Origin of the sequence: Demequina iriomotensis (assembly GCF_000971395.1) — a bacterium.
Lineage (GTDB): Bacteria > Actinomycetota > Actinomycetes > Actinomycetales > Demequinaceae > Demequina > Demequina iriomotensis.
Genome location: NZ_BBME01000015.1, coordinates 1 through 18,101 on the forward strand (window position 1 = coordinate 1; position 18,101 = coordinate 18,101).

16 protein-coding genes are annotated in these 18,101 nt (G+C 73.6%); 2 read left to right on the top strand and 14 right to left on the bottom strand.

Annotation, left to right across the window (positions count from 1 at the left end):
- Positions 1-21: 21 nt before the first annotated feature.
- From AOM09_RS09860 to AOM09_RS09870, 3 genes are read right to left on the bottom strand one after another with little or no spacing between them, the layout of a single operon-like run.
- Complete coding sequence (locus AOM09_RS09860) at positions 22-972, bottom strand: hypothetical protein (RefSeq protein ID WP_156162325.1); 951 nt, start codon at positions 970-972, stop codon at positions 22-24.
- A 52-nt stretch (positions 973-1,024) separates the two neighbouring features.
- Entirely contained in the window at positions 1,025-1,603 is a 579-nt protein-coding gene (locus AOM09_RS09865) for a GNAT family N-acetyltransferase (protein WP_228375112.1), read from the bottom strand.
- Complete coding sequence (locus AOM09_RS09870) at positions 1,603-2,835, bottom strand: molybdopterin molybdotransferase MoeA (protein WP_062387600.1); 1,233 nt, start codon at positions 2,833-2,835, stop codon at positions 1,603-1,605. Before AOM09_RS09870 ends, AOM09_RS09865 begins: the two co-directional genes overlap by 1 nt.
- 67 nt (positions 2,836-2,902) lie before the next feature.
- Between AOM09_RS09870 and AOM09_RS09875 the strand changes: the two genes are divergently transcribed.
- Positions 2,903-3,532, top strand: coding sequence for a 5-formyltetrahydrofolate cyclo-ligase (locus tag AOM09_RS09875; RefSeq protein ID WP_062387603.1), 630 nt, complete (start codon positions 2,903-2,905; stop codon positions 3,530-3,532).
- A gap of 10 nt (positions 3,533-3,542) precedes the next feature.
- Positions 3,543-3,749 carry an FmdB family zinc ribbon protein gene (locus AOM09_RS09880; RefSeq protein ID WP_082099045.1) on the top strand — a complete coding sequence of 69 codons (207 nt, stop codon included), beginning with the start codon at positions 3,543-3,545 and terminating at the stop codon, positions 3,747-3,749.
- A 26-nt stretch (positions 3,750-3,775) separates the two neighbouring features.
- Here AOM09_RS09880 and AOM09_RS09885 read toward each other — a convergent pair whose 3' ends face one another.
- From AOM09_RS09885 to AOM09_RS09935, 11 genes are all read right to left on the bottom strand, one after another.
- Positions 3,776-7,942 carry a PDDEXK-like endonuclease domain-containing protein gene (locus AOM09_RS09885; RefSeq protein WP_062387606.1) on the bottom strand — a complete coding sequence of 1,389 codons (4,167 nt, stop codon included), beginning with the start codon at positions 7,940-7,942 and terminating at the stop codon, positions 3,776-3,778.
- A 243-nt stretch (positions 7,943-8,185) separates the two neighbouring features.
- Entirely contained in the window at positions 8,186-9,493 is a 1,308-nt protein-coding gene (locus AOM09_RS09890; RefSeq protein WP_228375113.1) for an MFS transporter, read from the bottom strand.
- Between the two features lie 199 nt (positions 9,494-9,692).
- Complete coding sequence (locus AOM09_RS09895) at positions 9,693-10,706, bottom strand: amidohydrolase family protein (protein ID WP_062387609.1); 1,014 nt, start codon at positions 10,704-10,706, stop codon at positions 9,693-9,695.
- Entirely contained in the window at positions 10,703-11,599 is an 897-nt protein-coding gene (locus AOM09_RS09900; protein WP_062387612.1) for an NAD(P)-dependent oxidoreductase, read from the bottom strand. The genes AOM09_RS09895 and AOM09_RS09900 overlap by 4 nt, the downstream gene beginning before the upstream one ends.
- Complete coding sequence (locus tag AOM09_RS09905) at positions 11,596-12,615, bottom strand: VOC family protein (protein WP_082099014.1); 1,020 nt, start codon at positions 12,613-12,615, stop codon at positions 11,596-11,598. The genes AOM09_RS09900 and AOM09_RS09905 overlap by 4 nt, the downstream gene beginning before the upstream one ends.
- Before the next feature lie 39 nt (positions 12,616-12,654).
- A complete protein-coding gene (locus AOM09_RS09910; protein ID WP_062387615.1) occupies positions 12,655-13,707 on the bottom strand; it encodes a PrpF domain-containing protein in 1,053 nt (350 codons plus the stop codon).
- Positions 13,704-14,399 carry a 4-carboxy-4-hydroxy-2-oxoadipate aldolase/oxaloacetate decarboxylase gene (locus AOM09_RS09915; RefSeq protein ID WP_062387619.1) on the bottom strand — a complete coding sequence of 232 codons (696 nt, stop codon included), beginning with the start codon at positions 14,397-14,399 and terminating at the stop codon, positions 13,704-13,706. Before AOM09_RS09915 ends, AOM09_RS09910 begins: the two co-directional genes overlap by 4 nt.
- 1 nt (position 14,400) lies before the next feature.
- Positions 14,401-15,276 (bottom strand): ABC transporter ATP-binding protein, encoded by an 876-nt coding sequence (locus AOM09_RS09920; protein ID WP_082099016.1) that lies wholly within the window; start codon positions 15,274-15,276, stop codon positions 14,401-14,403.
- Between the two features lie 2 nt (positions 15,277-15,278).
- Positions 15,279-16,094, bottom strand: coding sequence for an ABC transporter permease (locus AOM09_RS09925; RefSeq protein ID WP_228375114.1), 816 nt, complete (start codon positions 16,092-16,094; stop codon positions 15,279-15,281).
- On the bottom strand, positions 16,061-16,900 hold the full coding sequence (locus tag AOM09_RS09930) for an ABC transporter permease (RefSeq protein ID WP_082099017.1): 840 nt from the start codon (positions 16,898-16,900) through the stop codon (positions 16,061-16,063). The genes AOM09_RS09925 and AOM09_RS09930 overlap by 34 nt, the downstream gene beginning before the upstream one ends.
- An 82-nt stretch (positions 16,901-16,982) precedes the next feature.
- On the bottom strand, positions 16,983-18,008 hold the full coding sequence (locus AOM09_RS09935) for an ABC transporter substrate-binding protein (RefSeq protein ID WP_062387622.1): 1,026 nt from the start codon (positions 18,006-18,008) through the stop codon (positions 16,983-16,985).
- Positions 18,009-18,101 lie beyond the last annotated feature (93 nt).

Sequence of the window (18,101 nt, forward strand, 5' to 3'; positions counted from 1 at the left end):
CCGGAAGTGTCCGCGGGAGGGTTACGCGGAGGCGGAGCGGCGGCGCGCGAGGATTGAGTCGAGCGACCCGGTCTCGGGCGCCTGGGCGCGAGCGTCCTCGCGGTACGAGGCTGCGGCGATGTCGCCGTCCTCGAGGGGACGGGCCTGCGCCTGGCGCACCTCCGCCTTGAGCGTGTAGCTGGGGGCCGGGAGCTCGCGCGGGCTCCACGCGGCGGACTCCTCGACCGCAGGCGCCTCGACCACGGGGCGCTCGACCACGGGCACGGGCACCGACAGCGGCGCGATGTCCGCGGACGTGACCACCTTGATGGCCTGCGTGGCCACGTCGGAGGGCTGCGAGTCGAGGCCGGCGGCGCGCTCGCGCGTGACCTTGCGCAGCGCCTGCGTGGCGGTCGCGGCCGCACCGACCTCGCGCGCGACCAGGGCGAGTCGCGCGTCGACGCGACGCTGAGCGGCGGCGGCGCGGGCGCCCAAGACGACCACGCCGGCGAACAGCGCGGTCATGATCGCGCCGACGACGGCGGGCACGGCGGTGAACGGCACGAGCACCCACGACGTGGCCGCGAGAGCGCCCGCGCCGAGCGCGACACGGGCGCGGCGACGCGCGCGGGCCTTGCGCTCGGCGAGGGCCGAGGCGCGGTCGGTGCGCATCGCGATGAGCTGACGCTGGGCGGAGGTCGCGGCCTTGTCGATCGGGCCGGCGGGCCGCGACATCGAGTCCGCCCCGAGGCTCGCGATGGAGGCGCGGACGGCACCGGTGACCAGCAGGGGGACCTCGGCCGCGTCGGAGGACGCGCGGGACACGGCCCGCTTGACGCGCTCGGCGGTGGTCTTCACCACCCGCATCTCGGCGGAGTAGCGGTCCTCGGTCCGCACGAGCGCGTAGTCCCCGCGCTCGCGGATCCGCTGGGGGATGACATAGGCGAGCACCATACCCAGGGCGATGATCGCGAGCAGTCCAGCGGGAGGCATGGCACGACGGTACGGCCGCCGGGGCCGCGACACGCGGAGGGCGCGCGGCGTGTCAGCCGTCGACGTCCCAATATCGACCGATGCGCGGCTCGTCTTGAGTCCTGGCGAAGATCACGTGGTCCCGCCAGCCGCCGTCGATGTAGAGGTACGAGCGCCTCAGCCCCTCCTCGGTGAAGCCCAGCTTCTCCGCGACGCGGCGGCTCGCGCCGTTCTCCGGGCGGATCGCGATCTCGAGACGATGCAGTCCCACCCCGAACGCATACGTCGCCGCGAGCGCGGCGCCGCGCGTGACGATGCCGCGACCGGCGTGGTGCTGGTCGATCCAGTAGCCGAGGGACGCCGAGCGCTGCGCGCCCCACTGGATGCCCGCCACCGCGACCCGGCCCACGAGCGCGCCGTCGACCACGAGGGCGAAGGGCAGCGCCGTGAGCTCGCGGCGCTGGCGCCGCTCGAGGCGGGTGAACGCGCGGAACGACATGTCCGAGGCGCGCCCCTCGGGTGGCAGCGTCGCCTCCCAGGGCCGCAGCCAGTCGCGGTTGCGGGCGCGGAGGTCCATCCACTCCGCCTCGTCGCGCGGGCGCAGCGCGCGCAGCAGCACCCCGTCGCTCGCGAGCTCGGGGTCGCGCGGCATCAGTCGTCCCACACGCTGCAGCGCATGACGTCGCCCGCCCGGACCTCGGTGGTGGCGGCCTCGACCCACGCGATCCCGTCCGCGTCGCCGAGCGCCGCGAGCGTGACGTCGCCCGGCTCGCAGGCCGGCGTGGCCGTCACGGTCCCCTCGCGGTCGATGCCGAGGCACACGGGCACGGCTTGCGTCACGCCGGCGGGCGACGACCAGCCGCGGTCGAGGCGCGCCCGCACCCCCGGACGCACCGCCTCGGTGAAGCCGCACATCCGGCGCAGCGCGGGCCGCACGTACGCCTCGAAGGCGAGCGCGGCCGCGACCGGCGAGCCGGGCAGCGCGATGGTGGGCACCTGACGGGCCCCGTCCTCGCCCAGCATCGCGAACGCGTGGTGCGGGCCGGGCGCGAACGCGAGCGCGACATCATCCACCGTGCCCAGGCTGCGCAGCACGTCCACGACCGTGTCGGATTGGCCGCCGCTCAGCCCGCCCGTGACGATGAGGAGGTCGGCGCGCACCAGCTGATCCTCGAGCGCGGTGCGCAGCGTGCGAGCATCGTCCGCCACGGGTCCCACGCGGAAGGCCTGCGCTCCCGCGTTGCGCGCCGCGACGGCCACGAGGTGGGCCGTCGCCTCCGGCACGCCCGGACGCCCGGACCCGGCGTCGACGAGCTCGCCGCCGGTGGCGAGCACCACCACGCGAGGCACGGGACGCACCGTGAGGCGCGCGTGCCCGAGCGAGGCGGCGAGCGCGAGCTCGCGGCCGCCCAGGCGCCGTCCCGCGGGCACGAGCAGGCGGCCGGACTCGGCGTCGGCGCCCGCGCGCCGGATGCCCGTGCCGGAGGCGACCGTGCCGGAGATCGCCACGCGCGCGATGCCGCCGTCGGTCGCGGCGAGCGGCACCACCGCATCGGCGCCCACCGGCATCGCCATGCCCGAGGCGAGCCTCGCCGCGGTGCCGGGCAGGTGCCGGCGGGGACCGCGGTCGGCGAAGGAGACCTCGTGCGCCACGGGGAGGCTCGGAGCGAGCGGCACGTCCGCGGCGCGCACCGCGTAGCCGTCCCACGAGGCGACATCATGCGTGGGGACGGCGGCGGTCGCGATGAGCGGCTCGACCAGCGTGGCCCCCGCGGCATCGCCCACCAGGACCGTTAGCGGCGGGATCGGGGCGAGCGCCCGGGTGAGCGCGTCACGGTGCTGGTCGAGGGTGCGGGAGAGCAGCTCTCCTCCTGGACGATGCATGTGCGAAGCCTAAGGACATGCCCGAGGGTGGAACAAAGATTTACCGAACTTTGGCACAATGGATCCCATGACGCCGATGTCCGACAGCTCTGTGCGCGCACTCGAACCGGACGAGGCGAAGGCGCACCTCAGGGCAGAGATCCGACGTGAGAGGCTCCAGCGGAGCGAGCGGCGGCGCCACGAGGCGGCCGCCGCTCTTCGCGACCATGTGCTCGCGCTGACCTCGATCCAGCAGGCGCGCTGCGTCTCTGTCTACGCCTCCCGTCCTCACGAACCCGGCACGGGGCCGCTCATCGAGGCGCTCCACCGACGCGGCGTGCGCGTCCTCGTCCCGCTGCTCGGCGACGGCCTCCAGCGCGGATGGGGCGTCTACCGCGGCGTCGAGGACCTGGTCGAGCGCGCGCCGGGCCGGCCGCCGGAGCCGAGCGGCGACTTCCTCCCCTCCGAGACCCTGGCCGAGGCGGACGTCATCGTGGTGCCCGCGCTCGCCGTCGACACGACCGGCACGCGCCTGGGCCAGGGAGGCGGCTGGTACGACCGCGCGCTCATGGAGGCCCGCCCCAGCACGCCGGTGATCGCGCTCACCTTCGCGAACGAGGTTCGCGACGGCGTGAGCGACCCCCTGCCGCGCGAACGCCACGACCTGGGCGTCGACATGGTGATCACCCCCGAGGGGGCACACGCGCTGCCCGCGTAGAATGGCCCGCATGCCTACGTACTCCTACGCGTGCACCGCGTGCGACCACGCGTTCGATGCGGTCCAGTCCATCCACGACGCCGCCCTCACCGAGTGCCCCGAGTGCACCGCGCCCGTGCGCAAGCGCTTCGGCGCCGTCGGCGTGACCTTCAAGGGCTCGGGCTTCTACCGCACCGACTCCCGCTCGGAGTCGAAGGCCTCGTCCAGCGCCTCCTGACGCGGCTCACCCGCGCCGGAGCGCGCTCACCAGTGCGGCGGCTTCTCGCGCCTGATCTCGTCGTCGCGGCTCGAGCCGCCGTGCGACCCGCCCCAGCCCTCGTCGAGGTCCTCGCTCGCCCGCGTCGGGATGAGCGGGCGTCCCGCCGCGCGTGACGCCGGGCGGATGACCGGGGTGGACGATGCAGGGGTCGCCTCGGGCGCCTGGGGCTCGGCGTCGTCGGCCTCCGGCTCCTCCACCTGCTCCTCGGCCGCGTCGGCCTCCGGCTCGATCTCCGGCTCGTCGAAGGCGTCCTCGGGGATCGTGGGGTCCGTCATCTCCTCATCCTGCGCCTCGACGTCGAGCGCGTCGAGGTCGAGCTCCTGCTGGACCGCCAGCGCGCGGGTCTCGACCTTGTCGGCGAGGATCTGCTCGGCGAGCATCACCGAGATCCCGAGCGTCACGTCGGGGGCCTCGACCGGCGGGGACTCCGCCTCGGGCTCGTCCTCGGCCGTCGCATCGTCCTCGAGCACCTCCGAGACCGCGTCGAGGTCGAAGACCTCTTCGTGCGGCACGCGGATCGCCGACGTCTCGACGCCGAGGTCGAGCGAGGGCTGCTCCCACACGAGCGGCGCGCGCTGGCTCTCCACGGCGTCGACGATGGCGGCGACCGCCGCCTCGGGGTCCATGAACACGTCGAGCGTCCACAGCGACACGACCACCCAGCCGAGCGCCTCGAGGCTCGCGAACTGGTGACGCATGCGGTCGCGGACGCTCGCGCCGCCCAGCCGCGCCGCCTCGTCGGTCACCACCGCGACGCTGTAGCCGCGATCGTGACGCCCGCCGACCACGAGCGGGATCGCGTCGGCGCCCGCGCCGTAGCGCACGTGGACGGCATAGCCCTGGGCGCGCAGCCGGCCGGCGATGTCGGCGAGCAGCCAGTCGCCCGGCGCCGGCTCGGGCCGCTCGGCCGGGACGGGCTCGCCGTCCGAGGCGACCAGGAGGTCGCGGAGCCCGTCGACGCCCTCGGTGTCGGAGCCCTCGGCGACGGCCGCCAGATCGTCCACGCCGAGCGCGGTCACCACGGTCACGCCCTCGTGCGTCGCGACCAGCGCCTGGGCGAGGGCGTGCGCGCCCGCCTCCTCGGACAGCACGCCGAGCCGCGCGGGCAGGGTGCCGTCGGCGTCCCGGGCGTAGCCGAGCGTGAGGATGACCTCGTCGACGTCGAGGCCGGCCGCGTTGCCGAGCGTCACCACGTCGACCGACTCCGCGAGACGTGCGCCCCGGTCCTCGAGGGCCTCGCGCAGGCGCGCGGCGTGAAGCTCGTTGCCCGCGACGACCGCGAGCGTGCGCCGGGGCATCGAGTGCACCACGCGGTCCGCGTGCTCGATGACGGCGGTCACCTCCGCGCGCGTGGACTCGACGGCACGCTCGCCGGCGACGGCGGTGCCGCGCGCGTCGAGCACGGTGACGGCGAGCGCATGCGGATGCCCGGCGGACGGCAGGGAGCTCAGCGCACGCCCGTACGCGAGCGTGCCGAGCACGCCCGTGACGCGCGGATCGCGCGGCTGCGGGATCGCGTGCAGGGGCAGGCGCGGGAGCAGGCGCGACAGTGCGGTGACGGCGCTGCGGGTGGCGGACTCGCCGTCGCCCACGACCACCACCTGGCGCGCGCGCGCCAGGGTGGGCACGGTCTCGGCGAGCGCGAGCGACTCGGCGCCGAACACGACGGCGAGGTCGACGCATCGTGACGGCGGGGCGAGCCGCGACACCTGCTCGGCGGTCGCGACGACCGCGGGCCGCAGCGCCGTCACCAGCGTCGGGTGGGCGCGCCACAGCTCGCGGTACGGCGCGTCGGCGCCCTCGACCAGGGTCGCGAAGAGGTCTCGCGCGGACTCCGGGTGGCGCGCGATCGCGAGGCGACGGCGCTCCGCGACGGCGCGCATGAGCGGCCCGACGCGCGAGTCCGCGAACTCGCGGTCGCACACGAGGAAGCGTTCGACCACGCGGCCCATCGCCCCCTCCTCGGTGAGGCGGGAGTCGGCCGAGACGATCGCATCGAAGGCGGACGCCCACCACGCGAACTCGAGGTCGCGGCGGACCTGCTCCGGTGCCGCCTCGCGCGCACGCAGCTCCGCGAGCAGCGGCGCGAGCCCCGCGTCCTCGAGGTTGCGCTCGACCGGGAGGGTCTCCGCGGCCTCGAGGGTGCCGGGCACGCCCTCGGCGAGATGCTCGAGGATCTCGCGCACGCGATCCCAGGGCTGGTCGAGCAGCTCGGGCTCGCCCGACACGGTCGCCACGGGCACCGCGATGCGCGACCACAGGCGCAGCACCTGGTCGATGCGGTCCGAGTAGAGGTCGAAGTCGTCCGGCACCACGGGCCAGCCGCCGGCCGAGCAGTGCGCGCGCCACCGCAAGGCCTGCGCGTGGGCCGCGACCAGGTGCTGGTGGAGGTCGTCCTTGCTGCGGCCCGGGCGCAGCAGCTCGACGGCGCGCCGGCGCAGCGCGCGACGGTCGCGGCGGGCGAGCTCGCCTGCCTGCGGGGTGCCGGGGGGTGCCGTCGCCGCCACCAGATCGTGCAGCGATCGGTGGAACACGGCGGGCGAGAAGATCTCGAGCGTGACGCGGAGGTCGGTGAACAGCCCCACCTGATCCGCCCAGGCGGCGATGGTCGGCGCCTCGTCCATGCCCGTCTCGTGGGCCGCGATCTGCGCCTCGGCGCGCATCTTAGGCAGGTGGCGCACCACGAGAGTCGCGAGCGCCTCGTCGAGCCGCGCCCCCTCCGCCGGGTCATCGGTGACCGCCGACCACCACGGCACGAGCGTGGTCGCGACCGGCTCCGGCTCGGGCTCGGGCGCCTCGGCGGCGCTCTCGGGTCGCAGCCGCTCGACCATGGCGTGCGCGACCGACGCGAAGCCATGCTCGGCCACCAGCGCGGCGGCCTCGGGCCCGAGCCGCAGCTGGGTCTGCGGCGCGGGAGCGGTGGAGATGAGCCGCACCACGGCCTGCACGGCGTCGTAGGCGCTCACGTCCCAGGGACGATGCGGGCGGTGGAGGGCGTCGATGCGCCCCTGGAGCTCGTGGCGGGCGGCGAGCAGCGCCTCGCCGGCGCCGCGCAGGGCCTCGTCGTCGACCTCGTCGATGCCCATCGTCATCGAGGTGAGGAGGCGGCGGCGCGCGGTCTCGTTCCACGAGCCGACGGCACCCGACACGTACGCATCCGCGGCGCCCACGCGGTCGAGCCGACGGGCCACGGTGCGGGCCGCCTGCTCGGTGCCGCCCACGGCCATCACGGCGCGGCCCGAGGCCGCCGCATCGGCCACGATCGCGGCCACGGTGCCCGCGGGATCGGATCCGGGCGGCGCCTGGAGGAACACCGAGCGGCCCGTCGCGATGAGGTCGAGCGCCGCGAAGCCCGCGTCGTCGAGGTCGCCGACGCCGCGCTCGGCGAACGGGTCGCGATCGCCCACCGGGAACGCCGGCAGCGGCTGCGCGAGCATGGCCTGAGCCTCGCGGTCGCCCGCGGTGGCGGCGAGCACGTCGGACGCGCCGATGACGGCGTCCATGTCGTCGAGGTCGTCGAGCAGGCGCTGCTCCGGGTCGTCGAACGCTCCCACGAAGAGACGGTCCACCACGTCGATGTCGGGGAAGAAGTCGCCCAGCGTGCGAACGTGCTGCCACAGCGGGCGCGGGTCGAACTCCACGCCCGGACCCGCGGCCGGGGTGACGGCGGGCAGGCCGGCCCCGGCGCCGCGCTCGCGCGCCTCGGCGACGAACACGGGGTTGACGGCGACCTGGTCGAGCATCGTGAGGAGCACGTCGCCCTGGCGGGCGGGCTCGAAGTGCAGGGGCCGCATCACGAGCGGCATCTCGCGGCGACGCCCGTCCTCCGTCCACGTGACGGTGCCTATCACCATCGCGGCGGTCCACACGCCCGTGGCCGCCTTGACGCGGTCCGCGTTCTCGCGGATGACGCGCACGCGGTGGAGCGCCTGGGCGTAGTGCTCGGGGTCGCGGATCAGCGAGGCGAGCGACGTGGCGCGGCCGGCGAACAGGGGGGCGAGGCCGCCCGGGTGCGATCCGCGCAGGTCGACGAGCGTGGTCTCGCTCGCCGCGAGATCGCGCAGGGGTGAGACGGACGCGAGCTGCTGGAGCTGCTCCCTCCATTCGCGCAGGGCGTCCGCGACGAGCGCGCGCCCGATGTAGTCGACCACCGTCCTACGGTAACGGTCAGGTCACGGCGGCTCAGCACACCACGCCGCCGTCGGAGCCCCGCCGCGGCGCGCGGGTCGCGGACCAAACGGACCTACCAGGAGCAACCGGGCGAGGGCCCCGTCGGCGCCCGGGAAAAAGGACAGTGCGCGCCGACTTGTGCAGCCGACACGCACTGTTGCGAGGATTGTGGGACCGCCCCGGCCTCCACGTCAAACCGGCGATGTGATCGTCACCATCGTCCCTTATCGGAGGCGCCTGAGCGCCTCGCGCAGCGGCGGCACCACCACTCCCCCGCGCGCCATCGCGGCGCGCGTGAGCCGCCGGTTGCGCAGGACCCCGCCGACCCCGATGACCCACGGGAGGAGCAGCGTCGCGAACGCGATGCGGTACTCCCCCAGCGTGTACTCCGTCGCCCCCGGCGGCGACGCGAGCTGGAGCGCGACGCCCACGAGCACGATGCCGAGGATGGTCGACACGAAGCCGCCGACGTTGACGAAGCCGGTCGCGGTGCCCATCGCGCGCTCCGGCCCGAACGTGCGCGCGTAGTCGAGGGCGATGAGCGACACCGGGCCTCCCGCGCCGATCACGGCCATGAGGATGGCCAGCTCCCACGTCGGGCGCGGGGTCGACGGCGCGAGGATCGCGACCCACGCCGCGAGCGTCGCGACGGCCGAGCCGAGCACCAGCCAGCTGCGCCGCAGCGGGTGCCGCGCGGTGAAGGCGCCCGCGAGCGGGCCCGCGGCCATCTTGGTGAGCGTGATCACCATGAGCAGCGCGCTCGCCTGCCCGAGGTCCAGCCCCTGCGTGGTGACGAAGAACGGCACGCCCCACAGCAGCGCGACCGTGTTCGCCGAGCACAGCGACAGGAAGTGCGTCCAGAAGCCCAGCCGCGTGCCGGCGGGGCGGGTGGCGTCGCGGATCGACTCGCGTAGGGACGATGCGCGGACGGACGGCGTCGCGGCCGTACCCGCGGCGACGGGCACGCGGATGCTGCGCGCGGCGAGCGCGGCCACCGCGAGCGTGGCGCCCGCGAGCACCCCGAACGTGGCGCTCCAGCCCAGGTCGCGCAGGAGCCACGCGACCGGGAGCGAGGTCGCGAGCTGACCGGCCTGACCCACCAGCCCGGTGGTCTGCACCAGCACTGGCACACGCCTGGCGGGGAACCACAGCGGGATGAGGCGGCACGCGGAGATGAAGATCGGCGCGTCGCCTGCCCCGATGAGCACGCGCGCGACGATCGCGAGCGGCAGGCTCGCGGTGAGCGCGAGCAGCGCCGTCCCGAGCGCCATGAGCAGGGCCCCGCCGATCATGAGGCGTCGCGCGCCCCAGCGGTCGAGCAGCGCGCCGGCGGGCAGCTGGAGCGCTGCGTACGCGGCCACCTGCGCGACCGCGAGCACCGACAGCCACGCCGCCTCGATCCCGAACCGGTCGAGCGCCGCCACGCCCGCCACCCCGAGCGCGGTGCGGTTGACGATCGCGACGAAGTAGAGCGCCATGCCCGCGGCGAGCACCAGCCACGCGGCACGGGGCGCGCGGGCGTGCTCGGTCACGGGTCCTCCTGGGTCGGTTCACGCTATGCGGCGTGACCCCGCGCCGCCTCGGACCTCGGACCCAGACCCTTCCCGTGACACTTGCAACGGATCTCACCGCGACACCCCGGCGTCCACGCCCGCGAGGGCCCCGCTCACCGGCGTGTCGCGCTCGATTCCGTTGTGACTGTCAGGAGGTTCGGCCACTGTCAGGGCGGGGTCACTGGCGGGCGGTGAGGGCCGCCTCCAGGCGGGGGTAGACGCGCAGGGCGTTGCCGGACAGGATCGCCTCCCGGTCCTCGGGCGCGAGCGCGGCGGCCTCGACGTAGCGCAGGGTGTCGTCGAAGTAGTGTCCGGTGGTGGGGTCGATGCCGCGCACGGCGCCGACCATCTCCGATCCGAACAGCACGTTCCTGTGGTCGATCACGGACAGCAGCAGGTCGATCCCGGGCTGGTGGTAGACGCACGTGTCGAAGAACACGTTGCCCATGAGGTGCGTGTCGAGCGACGGCTTGCCCAGCATGTCCGCGAGCCCGCGGTAGCGGCCCCAGTGGTACGGCACCGCTCCCCCGCCGTGCGGGATCACGAGGCGCAGGCTCGGGAAGTCCGCGAACAGGTCGCCCTGGAGCAGCTGCATGAACGCGGTGGTGTCCGCGTTCATGTAGTGCGCCCCGGTCGCGTGGAACGCCGCGTTCGACGAGGCGGAGACGTGGACCATCGCGGGCACGTCGTGCTCGACCAGCCGCTCGTAGAGCGGGTACCAGTAGCGGTCGGTGAGCGGCGGGGCCGTCCAATGCCCGCCCGACGGGTCGGGGTTGAGGTTGAAGCCGATGAAGCCCTCGCCCACGCGGCGGTCGATCTCGCGCAGCGACGCGTCGAGCGACGCGCCCGGCGACTGCGGCAGCTGCCCGACCCCCACGAACGTGCCAGGGAACAGGCCCACCACGCGTCCGATGAGGTCGTTGCACGCCTCGGTCCACGCGATCGACGTCGACAGGTCGCCCTGGTGGTGGCCCATGACAGACGCCCGCGGCGAGAAGATCGTGACATCGGCACCGCGCTCACGGATGAGCCGCAGCTGGTTGGACTCGATGGTCCCGCGGATCTCCTCGTCGGAGATCGACGGGTACGCGGGCGCCGCCGTGCCCGCCTCCCAGGCGGCGAGCTGGGCGTCCCTCCAGGAGGCATGCGCCGCCGGAGCGGTCGTGTAGTGCCCGTGGCAGTCGATGATCATGAGCCCTCCCCTGTCCTGGTCCCCGCGAGCCCGGCGGCCTCGCGCACCGCGTCGATCAACGCGGGCGTGCTCGGCTGCGGCAGTACGTCGCCGTAGCGGGCGGCCCACCGCTGCCGTTCCACGGTGGCGCGCGCCATCCACGGCTCGACGCCCGCATCGGCCACCGTCGCGGCGGCCTCCTCCATCTCCTCCGCGCGACGCCCGCCGTGCTGGAGCGAGCGCGACACGAAGTAGCCGGCGATCGCCTCCCAGTCGGCCTCGGGGAGGATGTTGGACAGCGACGCGAGGACCTGGTCCTCGACGCCGTACGCACGCGCCGCGAGCAGCGACTCCGACAGCAACGACTCGAGCCCCTTGACCACCACCGAGCGGCACAGCTTGGTCGCCGCCGCGACCCCGATCTCGGGCGCGCCGACCCGGGCCTCGCTCATGCCGAAGCCCGCGGCGGCCCGGCCGAAGCCCGCTGCGTGCGGTCCCCCCAGGAGGAACGGCGAGGCGAGGCGGCGAGGCTCGATGGGCGACATGAGCGCCGCCTCGACGTAGCGACCGCCCGCGCCGTGGATCGCGTCGGCGGCCTCACGCTTGTGCCCGGGCGAGCTCGAGTTGAGGTCGAAGAACCACGCGCCGGCGTCGATGCCGGCGGCGGCGGACGATGCGGCGGGCACGCAGTTCATGGCCGTCACCGCGGACACCACCAGGTCGGCGCCCGCCACGGCCTCGGCCGCCGAGCCGGCGGGCGCGAGCCCGAGCGCGGCGGCGTTGCGCGAGGCGCGCGAGGCATCGTCCGCGAACGCGGTGTCCCACGCGGAGAGGTCCGTCACGCCGAGCGCACGCAGGTCCTCGGCGAACACGCGGCCCACCTCACCGAGCCCGACGAGGGCGACCCGGGTCATCGGCGCGCGTCCCCGCTGGGGCGCATGCCCAGCATCCCGGTCGGGCGGTAGACCCGCGTGTCCTGCCCCTCCATGGGCGGCGTGCCGTGCGTGTGGAAGGTCTCGATGGTGCCCAGGCCCCAGGCCTGGCCGCGCTTGCGCTCGGGCTCGGTCCACGTGACGAGCGGCCAGTCTGGCGCGAGCACGAGGCGCGTGAGCGGGTTGCACATCTCGATGCGGTTGCCGCCGGGCTCGAACACGTAGAGGAAGAAGGTCTGCTGGATGGCGTGCTTGTGCGGGCCGGTCTCGATGTGGACGCCAAGGTCGAGGCACAGGTCCGCGGCGCGGAGGATCTCCTCGCGCGTGTCCGTCGCGAAGGCGAGGTGGTGGAGGCGGCCGCTGGCCCCGGTCCAGTCCTCGGTGTAGACCACGTCGTACGACTTCTGGCCGAAGGTGAGCCACTTCGCCGCGATCCTGCCGTCCTCCATGCGGATCTGCTCCGTGGGCCTCGCTCCGAGCAGCTCCATGTGGAAGTCGGCGTTCTCGGCGGGGCTCGCGGCGAGGTAGTTGATGTGGTCGAAGCGGCGCACGCCGATGCCGCGGTTGGGCTTGGCCTGCGCCTGGTTCTTGAGGCCTGCAGCGAGGTTCTCGGGCGCCTCGTACCAGACGGTGTCGTAGTAGAGCGCGAGCTCATGCCCGTCGGGGTCGGCCGTGACCCAGGTGCGCCCGCGTCCCGCGATCCCGTCCTCCCAGCGCCCGCCGCGCCCGGCGTCCTGGAGCGCGACCACGCGCTCCTCGAGGGCGCGCTCGCTCGACGCGCGCAACGCCGTGCGCCCCACCCCGGCCGCGGGTGCCTGCACGGCGACGATCGAGCACTCCTCGTAGTCGTCGTACGCGCGCAGGAAGGACATCCCGTCGACGCGACGCGTCTCGGTCATGCCGAGGATGTTCTCGAAGAACCACACCGTCGCGTCGAGGTCGGGGGTGTTGAGCTGCGCGTAGCCGAGGTGGGCGATGTGGCCCTGCGGCATCGTCATCGGGTGACTCCTAGAGAACGAGGGGTGGGACGGGGTCGGTCAGGGGCGGGGATGGACGGAGCCGTCCATGATCATCCGCGCGGTGCGGACCACGCGGGACTCGCCCACGCGGGACGGATCGCTCGGATCCGGATCGACGTAGAGGTCGAGGAAGCCGGTCGGGTGCTCGATCCTCAGCGGCGCATCGTCCTCCGGAAGCTGCGCCAGCCCGGCGGCGACCGTGCCGGCAAGGCGCGCGCCCGCCGCCACGGAGGCCGCGCCGAGCACGCCGATCGCCTCGTGCACGCGGAACGGGATGAAGCTGCGGGTGCGCAGAGTGCCCCCCTCCGCCGGCGCCGAGAGCAGCACGATCTTGGGGGTCGTGGTCGTCTCGGGCGTCCCCTCGATGCCCATGAGCGGGAAGGCCGCCGCGCGGATCTCCGCGACCCGGCGCACCACCTCAGGGTCGCCCTCGAGGGTGGCCGGCTCCTCGCCACCCGTGAGACCCAGGTCGGCAGCCCGGACCAGCACCGACGCCATGCCGTTGTCGATGAGCGTGGCCTCGACGCCCGCGATCCGGTCGATCGCGTTGCCCGTCGGCAGGAGCGCGCCTGCCGCGGGGTCGAGCGCGACCTCGATCGGGGCGGCGGTGCCGGGCACGCCGGAGATCTCCGCGTCGCCCTGGTAGGTCACCTCGCCTCCGGGCGTGCGCACCGTCAGCGCGGCGATCGCGCCGGTGTTGACCATGCGCACGCGGACCACGGTGCGCCCGTCGAGCGCCGGCACCAGCCCGCGCTCGATAGCGAACGGCGCCACCGCGGCGAGGATGTTGCCGCACGTCTGCGACGTCGACACCACCGGCCGGTCGACCGCGACCTGGAGGAACAGGTAGTCGATGTCGGCGTCCGGGTCCGCGGACAGGCACACCACCCCCACCTTGCTGGTGAGCGGGTGCGCGCCCCCGAGCCCGTCGATCTGACGGAGGTCGGGGCTGCCCATGATCCGCAGCAGCAGCTCGTCCCGCGCGGCCGCGTCGGAGGGAAGGTCCGCGGCGAGGAAGAGCCCGCCCTTCGACGTCCCGCCCCTCATGAGCGCGCACGGGATGCCGCTCATGACGCGTCAGCCTCCGGGTGGCGGCGGTACGTCACGCCCAGGTCGGCGAGCACGGGGCGCATCCCGTACCGGTCGAGCCCCAGCTCGCCGCCCAGGAACGCCTGACGCGTCGCCTCCTCCTTGGCGAGGCGCGCACGCGAGGCCGCCAGCGCATCGTCCGCGCCCTCGCGGGGCACCACGACGATGCCGTCGTCGTCGGCCACGACGATGTCGCCGGCGTCGATGACCTGCCCGCCGACAACGATCGGCACGTTGATCGCCCCGGGCGTGCTCTTGACGGTGCCCATGACGTTGACGTGGCGCGACCACACCGGGAAGCCCATGTCACGCATCTCCTGCGTGTCACGCGCCCCGGCGTCGATGAGCGCGCCGACCACGCCGCGGCGCTGGAGCCCGGTCGCGAACAGCTCGCCGAACATGCCGTGCGAGGACGGCTCGCGCGTGGTGACCACCAGGATGTCGCCGGGACCGCACTGCTCGATCGCCGCGTGGATCATGAGGTTGTCGCCGGGCCAGCTCATCACGGTCACCGCGGTGCCCGCGACGCGCACCCCCTGCTGGATGGGCCGCAGCGCGGAGATCGAGCCGGTGCGCCCCATCGCCTCGTGCACCGTCGCGACGCCGATGCTCGCGAAGGCCTCGACGGTCTCGCGCGACGGCCGCGGGGGGTCGGTGAGGATCACGGTCTCCACGTCACGCCCCCGGCAGCGGCGCGTCCGGGCGGTCGCCGCGCTTGGCGCGCTGGATGAGCGAGTACACATGGCCGCGCAGCTCGCCGAAGTGGGGGTGCGATCGCGTGGTGAGCTGGTCGCGCTCCGTCGGCAGGTCCACGATGACGTCCTCCATGAGCACGGTCGGGCGGTTCGACAGCACGATGACGCGCTCGCCCAGGTAGACCGCCTCGTCGATGTCGTGGGTGACGAAGAGCACGGTGACCCCGAGGTGCTTCCACAGCGAGCGGACCAGGTCCTCGAGTTCGGCGCGCGTCTGCGCGTCGACCGCGGCGAAGGGCTCGTCCATGAGCAGCACGCTCGGCTCGAAGGCGATCGCGCGGGCGATCGCGACGCGCTGCTGCATGCCTCCCGAGAGCTGCCAGGGGTGCTGGTCGGCGGCCTCGGTGAGGCCCACCTCCTCGAGCGCACGGTTGACCTTCTCGCGCCGCGCCGCCTTGTCCAGGCCCTTCTCCTTGAGCGGCAGCTCGATGTTCTGGCGGACGGTCATCCACGGGAAGAGGCTGCGGCCGTACTCCTGGAAGACCACCGCCATGCCGAGCGGCGGACCCGTGACCGCCTTGCCGTCGAGCACCACCTCGCCGGCGGTCAGCTCGAGCAGACCCGCGATGGACCGCAGCAGCGTGGTCTTGCCCGCACCCGAGGGGCCGACGACGCACACGAGCTCGCCCTTGCGGATCGAGAAGTCGAGGTGGCGGATCGCCTCGACCTGCGGACGGCCGGGGGTGTCGTACGTCTTCTGGACGCCGCGCAGGTCGAGGGCGACGGCCTCGTCGCGCGGGGCGTCGGCGGGCGACTGCTCCGTGAGGCGCGCGACCAGGGGGGTGGTGAAGGACATGCTTACTCTCCTCGCTCGATCTGACGCTGGCCCAGGTACCAGGCGAGCATGCGGTTCTCGACGGCCTTGAACAGGGCGGCGAGCAGGACACCGATGAGGCCGAGCACGATGATGCCGGTCCACATCTGGGGGATGGCGAAGCTCCTCTGGAACTGGACGATCGCGGCGCCGATCCCGGCATTGGCGCCGAACAGCTCCGAGATGACCATGAGGATCACGCCGATGGACAGCGCCTGGCGGGCGCCCGCGAAGATGCGGGGGCTCGCGCCGGGCAGGACCACGAAGACGAAGCGGCGCCACGGGCTCAGGTGGTAGCTCTTGGCGGTGTCGCCGAGCACCGGCTCGAGGCCGCGCACGCCCTCGACCGTGTTGAGCAGGATGGGCCAGAGGCACCCGAGCGCGATCGTGATGATCTTGCCGAGCCACCCGGTGTAGCCGGCGAAGATCGCGATGATGGGGACCATCACCGGCGGCGGGATCGCCCGGAAGAACTCGAGCACCGGCTCGGACAGGGCACGCAGCCTCGGCATGAGCCCGATAGCCGTGCCGAGTGAGACGCCCACCACGACGGCGATGGCGAAGCCGATGCCGAGCCGCGCGAGGCTCGGGAACACGTCCTCCACGATCCGATCCCACGTCCACACGTCGGGGAACGTCGCGACGATCTTTGACAGCGGCGGCCAGAACGGGCTCGTGGAGCCGGCGGAGGCGATCCACCAGGCGGCGAGGAGGATGACGGGGAGGCCGAGGACCATGAGGGTCCTGCGGGCGAGGCCGGCGACGTTCACGAGTGTTCGCTCCTGACGGACGGGTGCCACCAGAGCGCCTTGCGCTCCACCAGGCGGGCGAGAAGGTTGACCGCGACTCCGATGAGCCCGACGACGATGACGAGCGCGTACGTCTCGGCGTAGGCCGCCGAGCTCTGGGCCACGCCGATCTCGCGTCCGAGCCCGGGGACGCCGATGACCAGCTCGGCGGTGATCTCGAGGATCAGCGCGACGGCGGCCGCGAGCCGGAACCCGGTCATGATGTACGGCAGCGCGGTGGGGTAGATGACCGAGCGTGCGATGCGCAGGGGGCCGAACCGGTACGAGCGGGCGGTGTCGCGGGCCACCGGGTCGACGTCGGCGACGCCGTAGAGGACCTGCACCAGCACCTGCCACACCGCCGCGTAGACGACCAGCAGGAACGCCGACTGCGGCTTGGTGCCGAAGAGCAGCACCACCAGCGGGATGAGCGCGACCGACGGGATCGGACGCAGGAACTCGATGGTCGAGCTGGTGAACGCCCGGAGGAACGGGACGCTGCCGATGACGAAGCCGAGCACGATGCCGAGGACCATCGCGGCGGCGAGGCCGATGGCCCAGCCGCGGACGGTGAGGCCCAGCGCGTGCCAGAAGTCGCCCTCGCCCAGGAGCTCGAACAGCTTCGCGTACATCTCGGTCACCGGCGGCAGGAACGCTGGGTTGACGATGCCGGTGCGCGAGAGCGTCTCGGCGACGCCCAGGACGATCGCGACGCCCGCGATGCCGAGCCAGACGTCGTGACGTCGTGGCGATCTGCGGGTGCGTGCGGTGGGCCCGCGACGGGCGGGTGGTGCCAGCGTGGCCGGGCTCGAGGTCACGTGTCAGCCTCCGAATCCTCGTTGATTCCGATGGGGGGTGGGCGGTCGGGGCCGCGGCGAGCGCCGCGGCCCCGACCGTGGATCACTTGAGGACGGAGACGTCCGGGATCTCGTCGAGGTAGCCGTCGCCGACGGCCAGCTCCGCGAGGAGGTCGACGGTGTTCGCGTCGATCTCGCTGTTCCACTTGGGCAGGATCACCGCCGCCATGGTCGCCTCGTCCATGCTCGTGTAGGTGCCGAGCACGGCGCGGACCGCGTCGGGGTTCTCGTTGGCGTAGGTGAGCGACTCCTGCATGGCCGCGGCGAACGCCGCCACCACCTCGGGGCTCTCGCCCGCGTACGCGGTGGAGGTGAAGTACTCCGCCACCATGAGGTTCGGGTCCGTCAGCGCGAAGTTCGAGCCGAGGTTGGTGAGCTCCTGGCCCAGGCCCGCGGTGAGGAACGGCTCGACCACCTGGCCGGCGTCGACGTCGCCCGACAGGACGGCGGGGACGATGTCCGGGAACGCGAGCTCCACGAACTCGATGGTCGAGGGGTCGCCGCCCGCATCCTTGACCGCCTTGCTCACGGTCGACGCGTTGATGTTGTTGAGCGTGTTGACCGCGACCTTCTTGCCCGCGAGGTCCGCATAGCCCGTGATTCCGGAGTCCGCCTTGACGAGCACGCCGCCGAAGTCGTTCTCGACGTCGCCGGTGGTGGAGACGCCGGCGGCGACCGACTGGAGGCCCAGGTCGTTCGCCGTCGCCAGGATCAGAGACGTCACGTTGCTGAAGCCGAACTGGAACTGGCCGCTGACCACTCCGGGGACGATGGCGGCGCCGCCCTCCGCGAGCTCGAGGGTGACGTTGAGGCCCTCGTCCTCGAAGAAGCCCTCCTGCACGCCGAGGTAGAGGGGGGCGACGTCGAGGATCGGGATGACGCCGACGGTGATGTCGGTCATCTCCATGGGCTCGGTCATGGCCGAGTCGCTGGTGGCAGGCTCGGGCGCGCCCGAGGACTCGGCCGGCGTGGGGCTCTCCGAGCTGCACGCCGCGAGCGCGAGGACGCCGAAGGCGGCCACCGCGCCGAACGCGGTACGCACCCGGGACGTCGGGGACTTGATCTGCATGGGCTCCTCCTTGAGACCAGCGCCCTCACCCTTGAGAGCGCCGCATGCGTCACGTTAGCAAGATTGTCGACAATTCTGTAGACGAAATTGGTA